Genomic DNA, 19,845 nt, shown 5'->3' with positions numbered 1-19,845 from the left:
GGGATAGTTCAATTAAGTGTGTCTGGGTTAGTTATTACTCTATCGCAAGGCGTAGCCTTGCGACGAGCGCGCGATCCGCGCCGCACAGTCGGAGGCCGAAGGCCGGAGACTGCGCGGCGCGGATCGCGCGCTGCCATTTTTAGCTTGGCCCCATGTGCTTGGTTACCCGATCCCCATACAGCTTAACCAGATCGCGCTGGATGGCCTTCCAGCCATACGCCTGTTTGCGCCACGACTTCTCGTTATGCATTAGGCTCAGGTACACCTGCTTCATCAAGGCCGTATCTGATGCCCAGGCAGCCTTGCCCTTGATGAGTTTACGGATGATTCGGTGGACGGCTTCCACGGGGTTGGTCGTATAGATCATTCGACGTAGGGCTATCGGGAAGTCTAGGAAGGCCATCAGCTCATCCCAATCACGACGCCAACTGACGACGATACTGCTGTACTTGTGACCCCACTCTACCTCAAAAGCCTCTAGGGCTGTTGCTGCTGCCTCCTGAGTGTCCGCCTTGTAAACCGCCTTCAAACCTCTTACCACCGCCTTCATGTCCTTGTCATCTACGAAGCGCGTGGTGTTGCGCATCTTATGCACCAGGCACTTCTGGACCACCGTGGCCGGGAAGACATCATTCATCGCCTCACTAAAGCCCGTCAAGTCATCCGTGCAGAAGACTAAAACGTCCTCGACGCCACGAAACTTTAAGTCCTCAAGTACCAGTCCCCATTGGTTAGCACCCTCATTTTCAGACATATACATGCCCAATAGGTCCCGATTACCGTGACCGTCAACAGAGTAAACAGTGTAGAACGCACGGCTGGAGTACTTGCCCTCGTGGCGGACTTTGAAATGGATCGCATCCATGTAAATTACGGCATAGAACTCTAAAAGTCGGCGGTTACGCCACTCTTGAATGACTGGAAGTACCTGGTCCGTAATGGCCGATATCTTGCCCGCCGAAATGTCCACCCCAAACATCGTCTGGAGCAACCGCTTAATGTCCTCAACCGAATTACCCTGCGCATACAGAGCTAGTATCTGCGTGTCCAAACCACTCGATAGCTCTCGCTCTCGCTTGGGTACTAGCTGGGGCTCAAAGGTCCCCTGCCGGTCCCGCGGCGTACGGATCGACAAGGGGCCAGCTTCGGAAAGAATCGTCTTGTCGGTGTAGCCGTTACGCTTGTTCTCCTCCCCTTGGGCTCTCGTCTCAGCAACATGGCCTAGGACCTCGCCGTCCAGGGCGGCATTAACCATCGTCTGGAGCAGATGAGCAAACGGGCTACCTTGCTCTAGTAGGGGTTTACGCGAGTAAAGCTGCTCGTGCATCTGCCGGAACTGCTCAGGATCGCTGAACAACTCTTCCAGCGTGGGATTTTTACTTTTCTTTGCCATAAATCACGAATCTAAGTTGTGTGAATGTAGACACACTTAGATGAACAGTCTCAAGCTGCCGCAGGGATAGGCTACCGCACGGGATACACTGCCGCACGGGATACGCTGCCGCACTGGGCACGTTGCCTCACGGGACACGCTATCACGCTTATCCCATGCGCTAGCCATTAGCTACGCTGCTGCCTCCGGCGGTCACTCCTTCACGCATTCAATCATTCACGCATTAGCCAAGAGTAAAATCCCCTCCTTCATCGCCCAATCGCTGACGGTGATGCGTTCGATGCCAGCCAGGCGGACGACGAAGCGGATGAGCAGCATCGCCATCACGATCATATCGGCCCGCTCGGGTGGAATGCCGGGGGTGGCCAGGCGCTCGGCGAGGGTGCTGTTGATGATCTGGTTTTGTAGGTCTACCAATCCCGTCAGCGATAAGCGGTGGCTGGTGGGGTGGGGTGGGGCGGCCGGATCATTGAGCAAGTTGGCCAAGACATCGAAGGTGCCCGCAGCACCCGCCAGGTGGTGGGCCGGGTGCCGGGCCAGGGCATTGGCCAGGGGCCGGGTCTGCTCGGCCAGGAAATCTTCCAGCCGGGCGATGTCTGCTGCGCTGAGGGGGTCGCTGCCGTGGAAGGCATTATACAACACCGAAACGCCAAGGGGAAAGGATTGCCGCCAGTAGACGCCCGCCGCGTCGGCAATGATGAACTCGGTAGAACCTCCGCCGATGTCCATAATCAAAATCCGTTCCTCCAAGGGGGGGAGGGCGCCCAACACACCGCGGGTAATGTAGCGTGCCTCTTCGTCGCCGGGAATCAGCTGGATGGCAATCTCCGTTTCCCGCAAGGCCGTTGCGACGAATTCCGGACCGTTGCTTGCCGTCCGCAGGGCCGCCGTACCAAAGGCCAGAACATTTGTTACGCCGTACTCAGTCAGGATTTCCCTAAAATGATGAAGAGCAGCCATGCCTCGCGCAAAAGGTGCTGCACCCATGGTAGCAATGCCCTCGGCAGCCAGTTTGACGAAGCGTCGCTCCCGGTATACCGCCTCAATACCTCCGGCGGGGGATACCCTGGCAATGAGCAGATGAAAGGTGTTGGTTCCCAGGTCGATGACCGCCCGCAGCGATTGTTGGTTCATACCGCAGTTTTCGATGTCTTTTGTTCGTGGGGCCCGGAGCTGGTTTATCCGGGCTAAGAAGTGGGGGCACCTGGGGAGTGGCCGGGCGACACCCGCCCGCTCGACCGGCAACTACCCGGAATGGTTCAGGAAATTGTCTGCTCCCCGGGCTACTTCGGTACCGAGTTGATGATGCTGTTGTAAAAGTCGATACCCGCCACCGTCATGAGGTTGGAGTAGGCGGGCTTGCCGTTTTCGTACCAGACGTAGGCGGCGATGTCGTCCTGAAAATACAGGTCGGCTTCCTCCACGTTTTTGCCGTTTACTTGGAACCAGAGGTGAGCGATGGGCTTAGCACCGGCAGGGATGGTGGCGGGCTCCGCCGCAATGGTGGATAGGGTGGCCCGGATCTGGTCGAGGTTATCCTGGTTCATGGAGATGGGCAGGTGGTAGAAAATGCCGTCCAGGTAAGTCGCATTTTCGCCCAGGTAGGCGATCTTTTCGGCGGGGATGGATGGGTAGCTCGCCTGGGTTGCCTGGGCTGTTGGGGCTGGTTCCGCCGCCGTTTCCGGAGCGGATTTAGCATTACAGGCACAGAGGGTAATAGCCAGCGCGGCCAAAAGCAGGTAGTGGGGAATCATTCTTCTTTGGTTCGTTTGGGGAGTGCTTCTCCCTGCCCAAAGGTATACACTAATCGCAAGCTGACACTGCGGCCCTTAAAGGAAGTATTGATTTGGTCTTCTACGTCGATGTCCAGGAGGTGTTTGGACCACTGCATGTTGATGCCCCAGTTGGGATTGAGCAGGTAGGTAACGCCCGCTTTGAAGGCCACCAGGTTGTCCTGCAACTCGGTTACCGGGGTGATGTCTTGTCCGAAGGAATCGTCCACTTCGTAGGAGAAAAGCCGCTGGTAGCTGAAGCCGGCTTCGGCGACCAACCGCCAGTCTTTGTAGTAGGCCATCAGCGGCACTTCCAGGGTGTTGAGGCGAAAAGCGTCGTAGGGGCTGATGTTGAGGGAGTTATCCTGGCGCTTGGCCCCCTGTTGGCTGTAGAGGATTTCGGGGCCGACGCGCCAGCGGTCGCCCAGGACCGCAACCACGCGAATGCCGGCGTTGACCCCCGGCTTGTGAAAACCGAAGAGGTCATCGCCATCGATCTGGCTGAAATTGAAGCCGCCGATAACGGAGGCCTGAAAGGTCTGCCCGGCCACCAGAGACGGCAGCGCAAGGAGGAGCAAAATGAGGGTCTTCTGTACCATAATACGAAGGTAGGACACGGAGGATGGACAATCTCTTAAAAGGGGCCGTGATCTTTGTCGGGCGAATGCCAACTGCGTCAGGGAGGCCTTGGAATGGAGGGAATTCGGTAAAATTTGCGCCACAACTTGGCCCGTCGGCCCCCGCTTCTGGTCCATTCCCTGGCACCTGCGGCCGCGCCCTGGATCGGACGGTGCTAGCAATGCTGCCAACTTGCTACCTTCGCGGCGTGAAAAAGTACCAAAACGATCTCTTTCTCCGCGCCGCCCGCGGGGAAGCCACCGAACGGCCACCGGTGTGGCTCATGCGCCAGGCTGGCCGCATCCTGCCGCAGTACCGGGCCCTGCGCGCGCGATTGAGCGGCTTCATCGAGCTGGTCACCACGCCCGAACTGGCGGCGGAGGTGACCATCCAGCCCGTGGACGAACTCGGCGTCGACGCCGCCATCATTTTCAGCGATATCCTCGTGATTCCCGAGGCGCTGGGCCTGAAATACACCATGGTGGAGAAGGTGGGCCCGCGCTTTCCCGAGGTCATCCGCTCGCTGGCCGACGTAGAAAAACTGCGCCCGGCCGAAGCCGCCCCCGAGCACCTGGGCTACGTCTACGACGCCCTTGACACCACCAAAAAACACCTGGCCAACCGCGTGCCCCTCATCGGTTTTGCCGGTGCGCCCTGGACGATTTTCGCCTACATGGTCGAAGGCGGCGGCAGCAAAACCTTCAGCAAGGCCCGCGCCATGCTCTACCGCGACCCCGCCCTGAGCCACGCCCTGTTGGAAAAAATTGCCCTGGCGACGGCCGCCTACCTGAAGGGCAAAATCCAGCACGGCGCTGACCTGATCCAAATCTTCGACAGTTGGGCTGGCGTGCTCCATCCCCTTCATTACCAGGAATTTAGCCTGCGTTACATCAAGCTGATTATCGACGAACTGGGCGGCGCAGTGCCCATCACCATTTTTGCCAAAGACGCCCGCCACGCCCTGCCGCAGATCGGGGCGCTCGACTGCCAGGTGGTGCAGCTCGACTGGATTGCCGATCTCGTTTTGGCGCGCACGCAGGTGCAGGGGAAGGTCCTGCAAGGCAACCTCGACCCCGTCCAGCTCTACGCCCCGACGGACGACATCGTCGCCGCCACCCTGCGCATGATCGAGCAATACGGAGGCAAGCACATTGTCAATCTCGGCCATGGCGTTTATCCGGATACGCCGCTGGAGGGAGTGAAGGCTTTTGTGGATACGGTTAAGGGGTATCGGTATTGAATTTACAATTTACAATTTAACATTTAAAATTGGGCATCCGCCGGGAGGTTGGATGAAAACTGACGAAGGTGAGGTCCGTCGATGCTTTCGAGGAGCGATGGTACTAAATTTACAATTTACAATTTAACATTTAAAATTGGGCATCCGCCGGGAGGTTGGATGAAAACTGACGAAGGTGAGGTCCGTCGATGCTTTCGAGGAGCGATGGTATTAAATTTACAATTTACGATTTACAATTTAAAATTGGGCATCCGCCGGGAGGTTGGATGAAAACTGACGAAGGTGGTATTTTTGGAAAGCGATTGATTTTTTCGCGCATAACCCCTCTAAAGCGATTTCTCCTGCCAGGCATGTGTGAAAAGCAATTTTAAATGGTACATCTTGATTTGTAAATTGTAAATTATTTCGGCAGATGTGTGCCGAGCAATTTTAAATGCTACATGTTAGATTGTAAATTGTAAATTCTCTTACCGAACCAACCATCCTCCTAAGCGATTTCTCCTCCGAGGCATCTTTTGCCGCCTGCAATGAGAAAAATTCCTTCGGAGAGGAAAATTTTGGGCGGCAAAAGTTCCTCGTAGGTGTAAATCGCCGTAAGTACCTTCGTAAACCCCACATCCCCATGAAAATCATGCCCACCCTGCTGAGTGTATTCCTGTTCTTTATCTTCGCCTGCCAAGACGATGATGCCATGCTGATGACGCCCGCCAATCCTGACCCCATGCCCACCGACAGCGTCGTGGCGGAAATCACCTACCTGGCCCTGGGCGACAGCTACACGATCGGCACCAGCGTCGCGGCCGAAGACCGCTGGCCCGTACAACTCTCCGCCGCCCTGGCCCAGCGCGGCATCCGGGTCACCGATCAACGGATTGTGGCCACCAACGGCTGGACCACCCGCAACCTGCTCAACGGCATTGCCAGCGCTGATCTGGCCCCGACGTACGACCTCGTTTCCCTCCTCATCGGCGTCAACAACCAGTTCCAGGGGCGGTCTTTGAGCGAATACCGGACGGAATTTACCGAGTTGCTCGACATCGCCATCCAGCGCGCGGGCGGGGATACCTCGGGCGTGTTCGTCGTTTCCATCCCCGACTACGCCTTTACGCCCTTCGGGAATGGCCGCGAAGACATCTCCAACGGCGTAGCCAATTTCAACGCCGCCGCCAAGGCGATTACCGAAAGCTACGGTATCCCCTTCTACAACATCACGCCCATCAGCCAGGAAGGCCTGGCCAACCCCTCACTGGTGGCTACCGACAACCTCCACCCCAGCGGCGAGCAGTACACGCGCTGGGTAGAAGAGGTGCTGTTGGCGCCCGTTGCGGCGGGGATTTTGGACTAAGACCGCGCAGAGCCGCTACTCGCAATTTGCTGCGCGGCAGTCGTCCGGCCCGGGTAGACTTCCAGGGCTTTTTCCAGGCAGTCCATCGCTTTTTCCAGGTCATCCACGTTGAGCACGTAGGCGATGCGGCATTCGTCCAGGCCCAGGCCGGGGGTGGCGTAGAAGCCCGGACCAGGAGCCAGCATTACGGTTGCGCCCTGGTATTCGAAGTCGGCCAGCAGCCAGCGGCAAAAGTCTTCGCTGTTGTCAATCGGGAAGCGGGCGAAGCAGTAGAAAGCGCCGCCGGGTTCGTAGCTGAATACGCCGGGCATTTGCTGGAGGCGGCGGTAGACGGTATCGCGGCGGTTGCGGTAGTCGTCCTTGACGCCGGCGAGGTAGGCTTCGTCGTTTTCCAACATACATTCGGAGAGCATCTGTCCGAGGCCAGGCGGGCTCAGGCGCAGCTTGGCGAAGCGATCGACGCCGGCCAGGATGGCTTCGTTGCGGCACACCAGGGCTCCCACGCGGGCTCCCGTGGCGCTGTAGCGCTTGGAGACGGAGTCGATGACGATGGCGTGTTCTTCCAGACCGGGCAGCTGGAGGATGGACTGCAAGGGCTCCCCTTCGGCGTAGGCGAATTCGCGGTAGACTTCGTCGGCGCAGAGGAATAAGTCGTGCTTCTTGACGATCTCGGCCAGCGTGTTGAACTCTTCCGGGCTGTAGCAGGCGCCGGTCGGGTTGTTGGGGCTGGTGATCATGATGGCCTTGGTGCGGGGCGTGATCTTGCGGGCGAAGGCCTCGGGACTGGGCAGGCTGAAGCCGTCTTCGATGTGGCTGGTGATGGCCACCACGCGGATGTCGGCGATGTGGGCGTAGCCGTTGTAGTTGGCGTAGAAGGGTTCGGGGACGATGATTTCGTCGCCAGGATCCAGGCAAGCCAGCATGAAAAACAGGATGGCCTCGGAGCCGCCGGTGGTGACCAGGATTTGGTCGGCTGTGACGTCGACGCCGAAGCGGGCGTAGTAGGTGGTCAGCGCTTCGCGGTAGCTGGGGATGCCGTTGCTGGGGCTGTACTCGAGGATGTCCCACTCCAGTTTGCGGAAGCGTTCGACGGCCCGGGGGTGGGTCATGATGTCGGGCTGCCCGATGTTGAGGTGGTAGACGTGGCGGCCTTTGGCCTTGGCGGCATCGGCCAGGGGAATCAGCTTCCGGAAAGGGGACAGAGGAACCGTATCGGAACGGTGGGATACTTTCGGCATGGCACCGGGGTTTTCATTTGCGGGGGCAAAGGTACGGAGAGAAAGGGAGTAAAGGGGGGAGGGGTAAAGGGGGAAGGGGGGAAAGGAGTAAAGGGGCTACCGCAGGGGGTAGGTGAGATAGATCGCAAAGGCCCCTTCAAACGCCACTTCTACTAGGCGGACCTGCTAATTGGAGTATTGCAGCCATGGTTTAATTTGGATGGGGAGCGATGATGACGGCTGGTCGGTAAATCGCACAACTTTTTACGCCAAAAGCTTGTTCATTGCAGCAAAACAAGCTAAAATCGATGAACACACTTGCAGAGTTTGACGTAGCGGACCAGGCCGTAATCGCCCTCAACGAGTATTTTGGTGACGCCAATTGGACGGTAGAGTCCCTAACGGATGACGATAACAGTGGGCGGTCTGGCTGGCTTCGTTCAGGGGATCTTCGACTTCCGTTCAGCAGCCAGCCGAACCTGTCGGGTAAGCGCCTGATCAACGTCGCCAAACAATCCGCTCTTCCTTCGGAAACGGTTTTTGTCGTTCCTTTCGTCAACCCAGAGCTTCGCGCACGTTGCCTGGAGGAGGGAATAAACTATCTGGACAGTGCGGGGAACTGCCGCATCGTTCACGGGAGTACCCGCTGGGTCATTGATTCACAGTCTGCGCAGCCACAACGTCCACTAACTTCAGGACGGGGTTTTAAGTACAACGGCCTGAAATTCATCTACGCCTGCTACGAGGAACCCGAATTATTAAGTGCCAGCTACCGGCAGATGGCGGAAAAGATGGAACTTAGCTTAGGGACCATCAGTGGCATCATCGAGGATCTGCGGAAAGACGATTTTCTGGTGACCCAGCCGGACGGCAGCCACGCGTTTAACCACGGGCGTGAGTTGTTTCAACGCTGGGCTTATGCGTACCTCGATGAGGTGCGCCCCGTGCTTTTTCGTCAGCAGCTTCGGGCCATGAAGGAGGATTATCTGGAGCGTATCGACGCAATGTCCCCGGAGGGAGGCGTGCTGCTTGGCGGTGAACGGGCAGCTATGGCCCGCAGTGGCTCCCTCCGCTCGCCTAATTTCTCTTTGCATTCTAACGAGCGGTTGGGGGAACTGGTAAAAAAATACCATTTAACCCCTTTCAACCGTAAGCCGCAGGGCGCAACGGTTATTGATCTTTACAGCGTTTTTTATGCCAGCCCAAGGCAGTATGCTGATCAACAGCGGATGCCCGCTCCCATCGTTGGTGACCTCATCATTTTGGCGGAACTACTCACTACCCACGAAAGCCGGCAGTTGGAAGCGGCGGATGAACTATTAGTCCATGAAATACAGGATCGATTCACAAAATTTGGCCTTCAGTGGTGAGGGTGTCGTTGCATACTTCCAGTTGCTGAATACGGTAGCTCGGCGGCTGAATACCGACTTTTTGGTAGTTGGTGCGTTTGCGCGTGACTTACTGCTGACGCACGTACTTGGTGCCTGTCCCGGTTTACAGACGGAAGACGTCGACATTGGTATCCAGCTGGTTGATTGGGCCAGCTATCGTGGGGTTGTAAAAAGTTTACTCGAACAGGGCTACCAAAGGGGGCAGTCGGCGCATGTTTATTTTGGGCCCGTCGGTCTGCGAACCGATCTCTTGCCTTTCGGTCCACTGGAGAAAAGCCGGAGCATAAGCTTTTCGGATTCCGATCATATTGCCATGAATATGACCGGCTTTATGGAGGCTTTCCCACAACGAATTGAATTCGAACTGGAAGACGGAACAACTTTTTGTACCCCAAGCCCGGCCGGTATGGTCTTGCTTAAGCTAAGCGCCTGGAATGAATTGTACCCCTGGAAAAAAGCCACCAAACACGTCCGTGATATCGGATTGTTGATGGAAGCATTTTTTGACGGGACGATCGACCAAATCGAAACTACCCCGGTTTTTTCCGATGTTTTCGATACGCTGTCTGATCCACTTCCGATTTATCATACCGCTGTCGTCCTCGGAAGGCAGGTTAAGGATCTGTGCCACGACTATCCCGAAACACTTACTACCTTGCAGTCCATCTACGATAAAATACAAACCGACGAACGGGAGCTGTTCTTAACTCCCTTCGCAACAGCCCTGATGACGAATAAAAGCACCGCCCGCCAAACCATGAGGTACTTTTTCGAAACCATATTGAACCGATGAGCCAAATCCACCAGCGCCTCCAAAAGCTCTTCCACGAAGACGACCACCGCATCGTCCTCTGACCGGCATCATTATGCCGCCTTGCGTGCGGGAGCGACCTACCTGGCCTCGTAACGTGCTTTGCACCTGCGCACCGGTGCCCAAAGTAGCTTGACTGATTATACCAGCCATCAGTATCAAATCGACCAAGCCTACAGAACGTTTCATTACCATCTTCGCCACCTGAGTGACCTGTTGATGCAGCCACTAGTGGTAGTCTGTCTATTAGCCAGGCCAAAGCCGTAGCGGGTTTTCGCCCAATAGATCATCGGCTGGGAGAGGTTCAAGCTAGACAAATTGGTCTGGCCCCCTATTTCTTGGGCAGGGTGATGAAATGGTTTAGGACGGTTTTGCGGCCGTTGCCGGGTTGTTCTTTAGCATCAAATCGCGGTCGGAGGTCAAGTCATCGTTGGGAGAAGAAGTAGTATTCTCCTCCAGCGTCTCCGCCAAAAGGTAACACTTGATCTTGAGGTAGAAAACCAAGCGGCCATGTTTTGGGTCGTGGGCAATCAGGTCATGCTTCCAGGCTAGCAAAAATCGGTCTGGTGACAGGTAGCAGATGCCTCACCTTGCCTACCTTTCAGGTCCATAGTTCCGGAAGATCGCCTGACTCAGGGTGCGTTGCCAGAGGGCCTTGACCTCGTGTTGCGTCATTTGATACCCGAGGCTGGGATAGGCCAGACAAGGAGGGAAAGAAGGAGTAAATGATGAAAGGAGTGTGGCCCGATCCTGCTGCTTCGCAGCACGGTAGGCGAATGAAGGTGTTTTAACTTGCATTTTGCGTTTGCCAGCCCTGGATATTTTCCGGGAATGGGGCATTATTTAGTGGGGGGTAATTCTTACCTTGGCCCACCTCCGTTTGGGGGCGTTCATCTGCTTTCACTTACTGTTTTACACCCTGACCTGATGTCAAACGCCTTTTTTGCCCAGCCCATTTTGAATTCACCTTATGTGGAGCCGACTAAGCATTGGGAATTTACCCCGGAGGGTCAACCTACGGGCAAGCCCATCGGCAAGCGGAGAAAGGCTGAATTCTTTACGCCTATCCCCAAAAGTAGGAAGCGAAAAAGCGCCGCACAAACCACTCTGGAGTTTCAGGATAGCCTTGGTCTTAGCACCGATCAACAGGCCTACCAGACCAATGATACCATTATGGCCATCAGAAGTCTGGTGGGGGAGTGGCGCGCGCTACCGGAAAGCCGGTGGAATGTAACGCCTACTACCCAGCGGTTACTCAAATGGTGGCGGAAGGAAGATTGGCCCGGCCGTAGGCCCTTCTTTTGTCAGGTAGAAGCCGTAGAGGTTATGATTTGGCTGACGGAAGTTGCCCCCAATACGGCCACCGGCAAACGCCTGCTGGAAGAACTCGAAGGCCGCAGCCGAGCAGCCAACCCCGATCTTTTCCGGCTCTGCATAAAACTGGCCACTGGCGCGGGTAAGACGACCGTTATGGCCATGCTGATCGCTTGGCACACCCTCAACGCCGTCCGTTCGCCCACCAGCAAACGCTTTACCCGCGGCTTCCTCATCGTAGCGCCGGGCATTACCATCCGCGACCGACTTCGCGTCCTCATGCCCAATGATCCGGATAACTATTACCGCTCTTTCCAGATGGTTCCGCATGATCTGATGGAGGATATGCAAAAAGCGCGCATCGTTATTACCAACTACCATGCCTTTAAGCTCCGAGAACGCCTCGGACTGGCGAAAGGTACCCGCGAGTTCCTGCGCGGCAGGGGAGACGACATCGAGACCCTCGAAACCGAAGGGCAGATGATCCAGCGTGTGATGCCCGAGTTGATGGGCCTCAAAAACATTCTCGTCATCAACGACGAAGCCCACCACTGCTACCGGGAAAAACCAGCCGACGAAGCCGACGAGGACGCCACCACCATTGATGACCTGAAAGGCGAGGAAAAACAAGAAGCAAAAGAAGAAGCCGAAGCCGCCCGGATGTGGATCACCGGCCTGGAAACCGTCCAGCGCAAACTTGGCATTACCAACGTAATCGATCTTTCGGCCACTCCGTTTTTCCTACGCGGAAGCGGTTACGTTGAAGGGTCTATCTTTGGTTGGACTTGCTCCGACTTCTCACTAATGGATGCCATCGAGTGTGGCATTGTTAAGCTCCCCCGCGTTCCCGTGGCCGATAATATTCCGGGCAGGGAAGTACCCGTCTATCGGGACCTCTGGGAAAATATCCGGAAGAAGATGCCCAAAAAGGCGCGTGGCGAAGAAGCAATTGACCCGCAAGATTTACCCACTACCCTGAAAACAGCCATGGAGGCGCTTTACGGGCATTACGCAGAAACGTATCGCCTCTGGGAAAAAGCCGCCATCAGCGTTCCGCCCTGCTTCATCATCGTTTGCAACAATACCTCCACTTCTAAGCTGATCTATGACTACATCTCCGGCTTCCGCCGGAAAAGCAACGGTGACTTTGTACCGGGTCATTTTGAACTGTTCCGCAATTACGATTCCTACGGCGAGCCCTACAGCAAGCCGAATACGCTGCTAATCGACAGTAAGCAACTCGAATCCGGCGATGCCCTCGACGCTGGATTCCTGGAAGCCGCCAGCGACGAAATCGAACGCTTCAAATACGAAATCCGCCAGCGTAATTCCAGCAGCAAAACCGCCCCGGATGCGGATAAACTTAGCGAAGCCGACATCCTCCGCGAGGTGATGAATACAGTAGGTGAACCTGGGAAACTCGGCGAATCTATTCGTTGCGTAGTTTCGGTCTCGATGCTTTCGGAAGGCTGGGATTGTAATACCGTAACCCACATCCTAGGCGTGCGCGCCTTCGGGACCCAGCTCCTCTGCGAGCAGGTGGTGGGCCGGGCTCTGCGCCGCCGCAATTACGAACTCAATGAAGATGGCCTCTTCGACGTAGAATACGCCGACATCCTTGGTATTCCCTTCAACTTCGCCAGCGAAGCCGTACAGGTAATCCCCAAGCCCCCCGTCGAAAGGCTACACGTAAAGGCCGTCCGGCCCGACCGCGACAAATTGGAAATCGTTTTCCCCCGCGTCCAGAGCTACCGCACGGAATCCATGCAGGAAAAACTGGAAGCCGATTTTGACGATGACCATACCATGCGTCTCACCCCTGACGACATCGGAGCCACCATGACGCTGCTATCCGGCATCGTGGGAGAAGAACAAAACCTGACGCTGGAGCATACCAAAGATATGCGCCAGTCTACCATCATCATGCACCTCACCACCCGCCTGATGATGACCAAATTTCGGGACGCCAACGGTGATCCGCACCTGCACCTCTTTGGCCGCCTGAAGCCCATTGTAAAACGCTGGCTGGATACCCACCTGGACTGCGTGGGCGGCACTTACCCCGCCCAATTGATGTACCAGGAGCTGGCCGATAGGGCTTGCGACCGCATCAACGACGCCATCAACCGTTCCGCTGGCGGGGACAGCTACATTCGCGCCATTCTCGATCCTTACAATCCGCGCGGCACCTCTCACTTTGTCAACTTTCACACCACCAAAGGTGCGTGGGCTACGCGTGAGGACAAAAGCCCGGTCAACTACGCCGTGTTGGATAGTGGCTGGGAAGGGGAATTCTGCCGGATCGTCGAAAATCATCCCCGCGTGCTGCGCTACGTCAAGAACCAAGGCCTTGGCCTGGAAGTGCCGTACCTCAGCGCTGGCCAGCAGAAAAGCTATATTCCCGACTTCATCGTCCTGATCGACGACGGCCACGGCCCGGAAGATCCGTTGCAGCTGATCGTCGAGGTGAAGGGCTACCGGCGGGAAGACGTCAAAGACAAATCCAACACCATGCAAACTTACTGGGTGCCGGGCGTCAACAAGCTCAAAGCCTACGGCCGCTGGGCCTTCGTTGAATTCCGGGAGGTTTACCTCATGGAGGCCGACTTTGAGGAAAAGATCACGGCGGAGATGGAACGGATCTTGGAGGAGCAGGTGGGCGCGGCCGCAGGTGCGGGGGAGGTTAAAGGAGCAAAGCTATGAAAGAAGGTATTTACCGGTATGTGCTAATTGAAACCGTTTATGAAAGGGGTAAAGTACGGGGGCGTCCACTTGCTGGGCAAGGCCTCAGCCAGATATTAAGAGTGGAGTGCCGCAGGGACGTAAGAGAAGAACACCCACTTGGTACGGTCTTCAAACTATATATGAAGATTACCAGAACTGCAGGAACCCCTTTTCTGTACACCCACTATACTTGGGCGCATAGAGTGATGACGCAGGCGGAGATAGACGAATTTATGGCTGAAATCGAACCACTAGAAGAATTCTGAAGTACATGGCACTGCCAAACGACATCGCTGACCTGGTCTTTCGGATCGAGAAATTCGCTGCCCAAACTGCTTCCATTCAGTTCCCTGAGGAAGGCGATAAGGTGCAAATTGAGCTGGAAAGTGAGGACAAACGGATGCGCTTTCACCTGAACATTATTCGTTCTCAAGTACAGCGTAAACAAGTAACCTTTAACTTGCGCTACCGGGAAATTTATTCTATTCGCAGGCTGGATTTTCACGCTAACCACACCAATCCGGATGTTCCACCGCCTGACCCGATATTTGCCCCCTACGTTGGACACCGGTTCAAACAGGAAGATCACCTACACATTCACGATGAACTTTTTAATGCACGCTGGGCGATCCCCCTGGCTGACTTCAAGGAACTGGACATCCAGGACTCCGACACCCTGCCGGAAAAACTTCGTAAATTTCTGACCTACTGCAACGTCCAAGGCGTTGAATTCTCACAACCAATCTTTTAACGATGAACGCCACAATCAAAGAGTATACAGACTGGCTGCGGGATGAAACGGAAATCTATCCCGCCGACGACGGGTGGATGCAACTCGTACTGCCCGACGTCAACTTCAATAACGACAATCTCGAAGTTTACCTGAAGCAGCAGCCAGACGGAACCGTGCTTTATTCCGATGGAAAACAAACCCTGCGGGAACTGGATATGGCCGGAGTTTCAGTCTCCCGGGGAAAGCGAAAGGAGGAAGTAACGAGTATTTTGGCAGCCTACGGTATACGCATGCAAGACGAAGAACTACTCGTACAGGCCCCAATAGGAAAGAAAGAAGCCGCACTACATCGCCTGCTGGGAGCCATGCGGGAATTGCTGGACCTGCGCGTACTCGCTCAGGAAAAAGTGAAGTCGTTCTTTCTCGATGATTTTCAAGACCTACTGCTGGCCCGGGATATCCCGTTTCTACGGAACCCTACCTTCTACGGAAAAAGCGGTTTGGCCCAAACACTGGACTTTGCCCTTCCTCAAACAAAAAAACGACCAGAAACCCTGATCAAAGCAATCGGTCAACCACGCCAAGACCGTGTGCTCAATGCCATTATGGTCATCAATGACACGCTGGCACTACGCCCTAATAGCCAGGGGTTGGTAGTCCTGAATGACCTGGAAGGCCTGAATGCCGACCTCGAACAGGCACTGGTGTCTTACCAGGTGCCTTATCAAAAGATGAGTGAGCGCGAAACACTTGTCCGCCACCTGAAGCCTGCGGCATAATGCCGGCCTCTACTTTTTACTTATTTACTGAAGACCAGCCCATCCATGGCCAAAAAGAAAACCCCCACCACCCACAAAGAAATCGCCGCCCACACCCACGAGGAGGCCAAACGCACCAACATCCCTTCCGCAGAGATGCAACCCATCGTGGATGAGGATACCCGCCGCCCCATCAAGGTAGCCTACGAACGCCGCAACCGCGACCTCGACCCCCAACTCATCTGGCGGGGCAAATACCCCAAAAACCAGGAAACGGGACTGGAGGATATGGACCTGGAGCAAGACCTCACCGTCAACGCACCACCCCTCTACATCCAGGAGCGGGTAAACCCCAAAGTCCTCATCGATGACCTCGTAGCCCGCACCAAAGCCCGGCAAACCAAGCAGGAAGAACCCGCCCAACTCGACCTCTTTGGCGACTTCGACGGCGTACCCGAAGGCGACGCCAAAACCGAATTCTACCAGCACGAGGCCAACTGGTCTAACCGCATGATCCTCGGCGACTCCCTACAGGTGATGGCCAGCCTCGCCGAACGGGAAGGGCTGCGGGGGAAGGTGCAGTGCATCTATTTTGACCCGCCGTATGGGATTAAGTTTAATAGTAACTTTCAGTGGAGTACGAATAGCCGAACGGTTCGAGATGGTAATTCTTTGGATATTACTAGAGAAGCAGAACAAGTGAAGGCTTTTCGCGATACTTGGAGAGATGGCATTCACTCGTATCTTAATTATTTGAGAGATAGACTCTTGATGTTTCATGAATTATTGAATGATAGTGGTTCTGTGTTTTTTCAAATTGGCGAAGAAAATCTCCATCTTATTAGTTCATTAATGTCCGAGGTTTTTGGGCAAGACAATCATTGTGCGAACATTGTTTTTGTAAAAACTAATGCTTCTACAAGCGACTTGCTTTCAAGTGTTAACGATTATATAGTATGGTATGCAAAGGATAAAAATATAGTAAAATATAGACCTCCTCTTATAATAAAAGAACCTGGAGAGGAAGGAGCTACTGCGTATACCAAACTTCTCCTATCAAACGGCGAGACAAGGAGGATGACAAAGTCTGAACTATTAAACCCTAAGAATATACCGGATGGTGCAAAAATATTTGCCACAGGAGATATGACAAGTCAAAGGCCTCCTGGTGATTTCCCAGTGAAATTTGAAGGTCAAACTTATAGGCCTGTCAGAGGATACTGGAAAACAGGACTTGTGGGTTTTCCCCGGCTAATCAAATCAGGTCGAATAAATAGTACATCCGGTGGAAGGCTATCCTATGTAAGGTATTTGATGGATTTTCCTGCTGTCGGAATGAGTAACGTATGGACCGACACACTGGGGCAAAACCAATTTGGTGGTTCTAAAACTTATGTTGTTCAAACTGCACTCAAAGCTATTCAAAGGTGCTTATTAATGACAACTGATCCAGGAGATCTTGTTTTAGATCCTACTTGTGGAAGTGGTTCGACAGCTACTGTAGCTGAAGAATTTGGAAGGCGTTGGATTACTATTGATACTTCAAGAGTAGCATTGACATTAGCAAGAGTAAGGCTAATGGGAGCTCGGTATCCTTACTTTTTATTGACTGACTCTAATGAGGGGCAGTTAAAACTTGCAGAGATTACTCGAACCTTACCCTCTGATACTACTACTAATGATAATATCAATTCTGGATTTGTGTATGAAAGGGTCCCTCACATCACCCTCAAGTCCATCGCCAACAACACCGAAATCGACACCATTTACGACTCCTTCCAGGAAAAACTGGAGCCCCTCCGCAGCGAGCTCAACCAGCTGCTGGGGACGCAGTGGGAGGAGTGGGAGATCCCCCGCTCCTTAGACGCTTCCACTGCACCTGCGTCCGCGCCCAGCCCCACGATCCCCAAAGGGGAAGAAGTGCGCGCGGAAAAACTGCTGGCCCAGTGGTGGAAATACCGCATTGCCCGGCAGAAAGAGATTGACGCCAGCATTGCCGCGAAGGCCGACGTGGAGTACCTCTACGACAAGCCCTACGAAGACAAGAGCAAGGTGCGCGTGGCCGGCCCCTTCACCGTGGAGAGCATCAGCCCCCACCGGATGCTGGGCGTGGACGAACAAGGCAACCCTTTTGACCAGCTGGAGGCCGAAGACCCCGCCACCCACGCGGAGGCGCACGACTTCGTAGAGTTGATTTTGAACAACCTGCGGAAGAGCGGGGTGCAGCAAGACAAGAAGGCCGATAAGATCAGTTTTGACAGCCTGGAGGTTTTCCCCGGCCGCTACATCGTGGCCGAGGGCATTTACCGCGAGGAAGACGGTACACGCCGCCGCGCCGCGATCCACATCGGCCCCGAGTTCGGCAGCATCGGCCGCCCCGACCTCGTGGAGGCCGCCCGCGAAGCGGCCGACCTGGGCATGGATGTGGTGATTGCCTGCGGTTTTAACTACGATGCGCAGTCGACGGAATTTTCCCGGCTCGGCCGCATCCCCGTCCTCAAAGCCCGCATGAACGCCGACCTGCACATGGCGCAGGACCTGGCCGCTACGGGCGCGGGCAACCTGTTCGTCATCTTCGGCGAGCCGGACATCGAGGTCTTTCCGGCGGTTCCGGACGTCTCGTCCGGCAAATCACCGGACGGGACGTCCGGAACCGACATCCAGGTCCGCGTCCTCGGCGTAGACATTTTCGATCCCCGTACGGGCAAGGTCCGGTCTGACGACGTAGACGGCATCGCCTGTTGGTTCATCGATACGAACTATAATGGGGAGGCTTTTTTCGTCCGCCACGCCTACTTCCTCGGTGCCAACGACCCCTACCAATCCCTCAAAACCACCCTCAAAGCCGAAGTGGACCGCGAAGCCTGGGAAACGCTCAACTCGGATACCAGCCGCCCCTTCCCCAAGCCGGAGACGGGGCGGATAGCGATCAAGATCATTAACCATTTGGGGGATGAGGTGATGAAGGTGGTGAGGGTGGGGTAGGGGGGGGGATGCAAATTTAAGACTATATTTGGTGAGTTTTCAACAAGTAGACTTATGTTATTTTCTTCATTATCAGCCCGTTACGGGCGAAATTTGACCGTTAAGGGTCGGAGAGGCCTCCTTTGCGAGAGGTGACTACGACCTGTTATCTCGTATTGGGACACTGTGATGCCGTCGGAGAGGCCTCCTTTGCGAGAGGTGACTACGACACAAAGCCGTTAATGCTGCGGTCATTATACCAGGTCGGAGAGGCCTCCTTTGCGAGAGGTGACTACGACGGCGATTAACGTCAGCAGCGCGAGCTGACGGAGTCGGAGAGGCCTCCTTTGCGAGAGGTGACTACGACTCTTCATCTCACCGTGAATCAGACTAAGTCTTCAGTCGGAGAGGCCTCCTTTGCGAGAGGTGACTACGACTGATTTCATGTAGCTATGGATCCCCCCATAGGAGGGTCGGAGAGGCCTCCTTTGCGAGAGGTGACTACGACATAGACATGTTTACATGTTTTGCCCCGTAGGGGTCGGAGAGGCCTTCCTTGCGAGAGGTGACTACGACCCTTTTCATATTGGGTCTGTTGTGCTCACTCCCGTCGGAGAGGCCTCCTTTGCGAGAGGTGACTACGACCATCGAACGAGGCGAAGTTCAGCCCGTCACGGCGTCGGAGAGGCCTCCTTTGCCAGAGGTGACTACGACAGCGACATTGCTTTGGGGTTAAGTTGTTATATGGTCGGAAAGGCCTCCTTTGCGAGAGGTAAATACGACTCCGTTGAACCAGGCGATGTCGTAAGACATCGCTGTCGGAGAGGCCTCCTTTGCGAGAGGTGACTACGACCTGAAACTCTCCACTCAAGGGGGGCGAAATGTGAAAGTCGACGAGGCCTCCGTTGCGAGAGGTGACTACGACTAAAGTTTTACCCAAAGAAAAGGGGCTGGTCCGTGTATTACCACGAACCAGCCCCTTTTAAGAAGTTAGCTACTGACTTATTCTTTAAAGTCTATCCTAGAGTCTATCAGCATATTTTTAAGGCTGGTGGTTACTTTTTCTCTTAATTCAGGAACCCTTACGTCCGCGATTCCTTGGTCGGTGAGAAGTACTTCGCTCACACTTTCATCCGAAGACTTAAGTAAAATGCTATAGACTATGTTGCGAAAATGATAAAGACCATCTCGCGATTCTGCGGGGATAAAAATTCCATGACCTTGTTGAAAGTAAGCATCTGGAAATTTTATCAAAAAATCCCTTGCTTGTGCTTTCCGGAAGTACCAGCTGTTTTTTCGTTTTACGAAAACGGTTTTATCGTTTTCCCACATGGATAAATAAGCAAGGAGTGGCCAGATCCCACGGCAGGCTGCCAGCTTGCTCTCGTACCGTTGTTGCTCCAGATTCAAGTCAATCTCGCGTTTCTTTTGTCGCTCCCACGCTCGGAAAGCCCGAACGAAGCCCCAGGCCGCGAGGCCAATGGGAATCAACATTCCGATCATTTCAACCCAGAGCGGTTTATCGTCGGCAAGGATGGTGAAGATGTTAGCAAACATAGGTGGCT

At 54.8% G+C, this 19,845-nt stretch carries 17 protein-coding genes, 1 pseudogene and 1 CRISPR repeat array; of the genes and pseudogenes, 10 read left to right on the top strand and 8 right to left on the bottom strand.

The annotated features are described in order from the left end of the window. Positions 1-139: 139 nt before the first annotated feature. The 4 genes from H9S92_RS09120 to H9S92_RS09105 all read right to left on the bottom strand — a co-directional run bounded on the left by H9S92_RS09120 (position 140) and on the right by H9S92_RS09105 (position 3,764). Entirely contained in the window at positions 140-1,393 is a 1,254-nt protein-coding gene (locus H9S92_RS09120) for an IS256 family transposase (RefSeq protein WP_187465088.1), read from the bottom strand. 216 nt (positions 1,394-1,609) lie between these two features. After that, positions 1,610-2,527: a Ppx/GppA phosphatase family protein gene (locus H9S92_RS09115; RefSeq protein ID WP_187466403.1), complete on the bottom strand. Its 918-nt coding sequence runs from the start codon at positions 2,525-2,527 to the stop codon at positions 1,610-1,612. Positions 2,528-2,676: 149 nt separating this feature from the next. After that, positions 2,677-3,147 (bottom strand): hypothetical protein, encoded by a 471-nt coding sequence (locus H9S92_RS09110; RefSeq protein WP_187466402.1) that lies wholly within the window; start codon positions 3,145-3,147, stop codon positions 2,677-2,679. Then, a complete protein-coding gene (locus tag H9S92_RS09105; RefSeq protein ID WP_187466401.1) occupies positions 3,144-3,764 on the bottom strand; it encodes an outer membrane beta-barrel protein in 621 nt (206 codons plus the stop codon). The genes H9S92_RS09110 and H9S92_RS09105 overlap by 4 nt, the downstream gene beginning before the upstream one ends. A 227-nt stretch (positions 3,765-3,991) precedes the next feature. Between H9S92_RS09105 and hemE the strand changes: the two genes are divergently transcribed. Together hemE and H9S92_RS09095 are read left to right on the top strand one after the other, a co-directional pair. Further along, positions 3,992-5,023, top strand: a complete 1,032-nt coding sequence (hemE, locus tag H9S92_RS09100) for a uroporphyrinogen decarboxylase (protein ID WP_290283478.1) — start codon at positions 3,992-3,994, stop codon at positions 5,021-5,023. Positions 5,024-5,645: 622 nt separating this feature from the next. Next, complete coding sequence (locus H9S92_RS09095; protein WP_187466399.1) at positions 5,646-6,368, top strand: SGNH/GDSL hydrolase family protein; 723 nt, start codon at positions 5,646-5,648, stop codon at positions 6,366-6,368. On the opposite strand, the gene H9S92_RS09090 is transcribed toward H9S92_RS09095, so the two are convergent. Continuing rightward, on the bottom strand, positions 6,365-7,606 hold the full coding sequence (locus H9S92_RS09090; RefSeq protein WP_187466398.1) for a pyridoxal phosphate-dependent aminotransferase: 1,242 nt from the start codon (positions 7,604-7,606) through the stop codon (positions 6,365-6,367). The genes H9S92_RS09095 and H9S92_RS09090 overlap by 4 nt on opposite strands. Positions 7,607-7,893: 287 nt before the next feature. Between H9S92_RS09090 and H9S92_RS09085 the strand changes: the two genes are divergently transcribed. Together H9S92_RS09085 and H9S92_RS09080 are read left to right on the top strand one after the other, a co-directional pair. Further along, positions 7,894-8,955: a type IV toxin-antitoxin system AbiEi family antitoxin gene (locus H9S92_RS09085; RefSeq protein ID WP_187466397.1), complete on the top strand. Its 1,062-nt coding sequence runs from the start codon at positions 7,894-7,896 to the stop codon at positions 8,953-8,955. Continuing rightward, the gene (locus tag H9S92_RS09080; protein WP_187466396.1) at positions 8,912-9,769 is read left to right on the top strand and encodes a hypothetical protein; all 858 of its coding nucleotides are present in this window, start codon (positions 8,912-8,914) and stop codon (positions 9,767-9,769) included. Before H9S92_RS09085 ends, H9S92_RS09080 begins: the two co-directional genes overlap by 44 nt. 378 nt (positions 9,770-10,147) lie before the next feature. Here the strand turns inward: H9S92_RS09080 and H9S92_RS22005 are convergent, their stop codons facing one another. Continuing rightward, a complete protein-coding gene (locus tag H9S92_RS22005) occupies positions 10,148-10,291 on the bottom strand; it encodes a hypothetical protein (RefSeq protein WP_222936039.1) in 144 nt (47 codons plus the stop codon). Between the two features lie 423 nt (positions 10,292-10,714). Here H9S92_RS22005 and H9S92_RS09075 point away from each other — a divergent pair, with 423 nt between their 5' ends. The 4 genes from H9S92_RS09075 to H9S92_RS09060 are packed head-to-tail and all read left to right on the top strand — an operon-like array spanning position 10,715 to position 15,337. Then, on the top strand, positions 10,715-13,804 hold the full coding sequence (locus H9S92_RS09075; RefSeq protein WP_187466395.1) for a BPTD_3080 family restriction endonuclease: 3,090 nt from the start codon (positions 10,715-10,717) through the stop codon (positions 13,802-13,804). Then, a complete protein-coding gene (locus tag H9S92_RS09070) occupies positions 13,801-14,091 on the top strand; it encodes a hypothetical protein (RefSeq protein WP_187466394.1) in 291 nt (96 codons plus the stop codon). Before H9S92_RS09075 ends, H9S92_RS09070 begins: the two co-directional genes overlap by 4 nt. A 5-nt stretch (positions 14,092-14,096) precedes the next feature. Further along, positions 14,097-14,576, top strand: coding sequence for a DUF6978 family protein (locus tag H9S92_RS09065; protein WP_187466393.1), 480 nt, complete (start codon positions 14,097-14,099; stop codon positions 14,574-14,576). A gap of 2 nt (positions 14,577-14,578) precedes the next feature. After that, a complete protein-coding gene (locus H9S92_RS09060; protein ID WP_187466392.1) occupies positions 14,579-15,337 on the top strand; it encodes a DUF1828 domain-containing protein in 759 nt (252 codons plus the stop codon). Between the two features lie 24 nt (positions 15,338-15,361). Here the strand turns inward: H9S92_RS09060 and H9S92_RS22235 are convergent, their stop codons facing one another. Continuing rightward, positions 15,362-15,805, bottom strand: coding sequence for a hypothetical protein (locus tag H9S92_RS22235; protein ID WP_246463761.1), 444 nt, complete (start codon positions 15,803-15,805; stop codon positions 15,362-15,364). 21 nt (positions 15,806-15,826) lie between these two features. On the opposite strand from H9S92_RS22235, the pseudogene H9S92_RS22815 reads away from it, so the two are divergent. Then, positions 15,827-16,864 (top strand): annotated as a pseudogene (locus tag H9S92_RS22815) (site-specific DNA-methyltransferase); the annotation flags it as partial. A gap of 153 nt (positions 16,865-17,017) precedes the next feature. Then, positions 17,018-18,301, top strand: coding sequence for a hypothetical protein (locus H9S92_RS22230; RefSeq protein WP_246463759.1), 1,284 nt, complete (start codon positions 17,018-17,020; stop codon positions 18,299-18,301). 106 nt (positions 18,302-18,407) lie between these two features. Next, a CRISPR array of direct repeats spans positions 18,408-19,205; the repeat unit is 36 nt; unit sequence GTCGGAGAGGCCTCCTTTGCGAGAGGTGACTACGAC. A gap of 77 nt (positions 19,206-19,282) precedes the next feature. On the opposite strand, the gene csx28 is transcribed toward H9S92_RS22230, so the two are convergent. Beyond that, a complete protein-coding gene (gene csx28 / locus H9S92_RS09050; RefSeq protein WP_187466390.1) occupies positions 19,283-19,837 on the bottom strand; it encodes a type VI-B CRISPR accessory protein Csx28 in 555 nt (184 codons plus the stop codon). Positions 19,838-19,845 lie beyond the last annotated feature (8 nt).

Source organism: Neolewinella lacunae, assembly GCF_014349155.1.
GTDB classification, from domain to species: Bacteria; Bacteroidota; Bacteroidia; order Chitinophagales; family Saprospiraceae; genus Neolewinella; species Neolewinella lacunae.
Note: the sequence above shows the minus strand (reverse complement) of the source record. Positions and strands in the feature narration are given on the sequence as shown.

Excerpts from the sequence above, each read along its gene's own strand:
- H9S92_RS09080 (WP_187466396.1), top strand. The coding sequence starts at position 8,912 with ATGAAATACAGGATCGATTCACAAAATTTGGCCTTCAGTGGTGAGGGT.
- H9S92_RS09060 (WP_187466392.1), top strand. The coding sequence starts at position 14,579 with ATGAACGCCACAATCAAAGAGTATACAGACTGGCTGCGGGATGAAACG.
- H9S92_RS09105 (WP_187466401.1), bottom strand. The coding sequence starts at position 3,764 with ATGGTACAGAAGACCCTCATTTTGCTCCTCCTTGCGCTGCCGTCTCTG.
- H9S92_RS09120 (WP_187465088.1), bottom strand. The coding sequence starts at position 1,393 with ATGGCAAAGAAAAGTAAAAATCCCACGCTGGAAGAGTTGTTCAGCGAT.
- H9S92_RS09090 (WP_187466398.1), bottom strand. The coding sequence starts at position 7,606 with ATGCCGAAAGTATCCCACCGTTCCGATACGGTTCCTCTGTCCCCTTTC.
- H9S92_RS09065 (WP_187466393.1), top strand. The coding sequence starts at position 14,097 with ATGGCACTGCCAAACGACATCGCTGACCTGGTCTTTCGGATCGAGAAA.
- H9S92_RS09115 (WP_187466403.1), bottom strand. The coding sequence starts at position 2,527 with ATGAACCAACAATCGCTGCGGGCGGTCATCGACCTGGGAACCAACACC.
- H9S92_RS09085 (WP_187466397.1), top strand. The coding sequence starts at position 7,894 with ATGAACACACTTGCAGAGTTTGACGTAGCGGACCAGGCCGTAATCGCC.
- csx28 (WP_187466390.1), bottom strand. The coding sequence starts at position 19,837 with ATGTTTGCTAACATCTTCACCATCCTTGCCGACGATAAACCGCTCTGG.
- H9S92_RS09095 (WP_187466399.1), top strand. The coding sequence starts at position 5,646 with ATGAAAATCATGCCCACCCTGCTGAGTGTATTCCTGTTCTTTATCTTC.
- H9S92_RS09110 (WP_187466402.1), bottom strand. The coding sequence starts at position 3,147 with ATGATTCCCCACTACCTGCTTTTGGCCGCGCTGGCTATTACCCTCTGT.
- H9S92_RS09075 (WP_187466395.1), top strand. The coding sequence starts at position 10,715 with ATGTCAAACGCCTTTTTTGCCCAGCCCATTTTGAATTCACCTTATGTG.
- H9S92_RS09070 (WP_187466394.1), top strand. The coding sequence starts at position 13,801 with ATGAAAGAAGGTATTTACCGGTATGTGCTAATTGAAACCGTTTATGAA.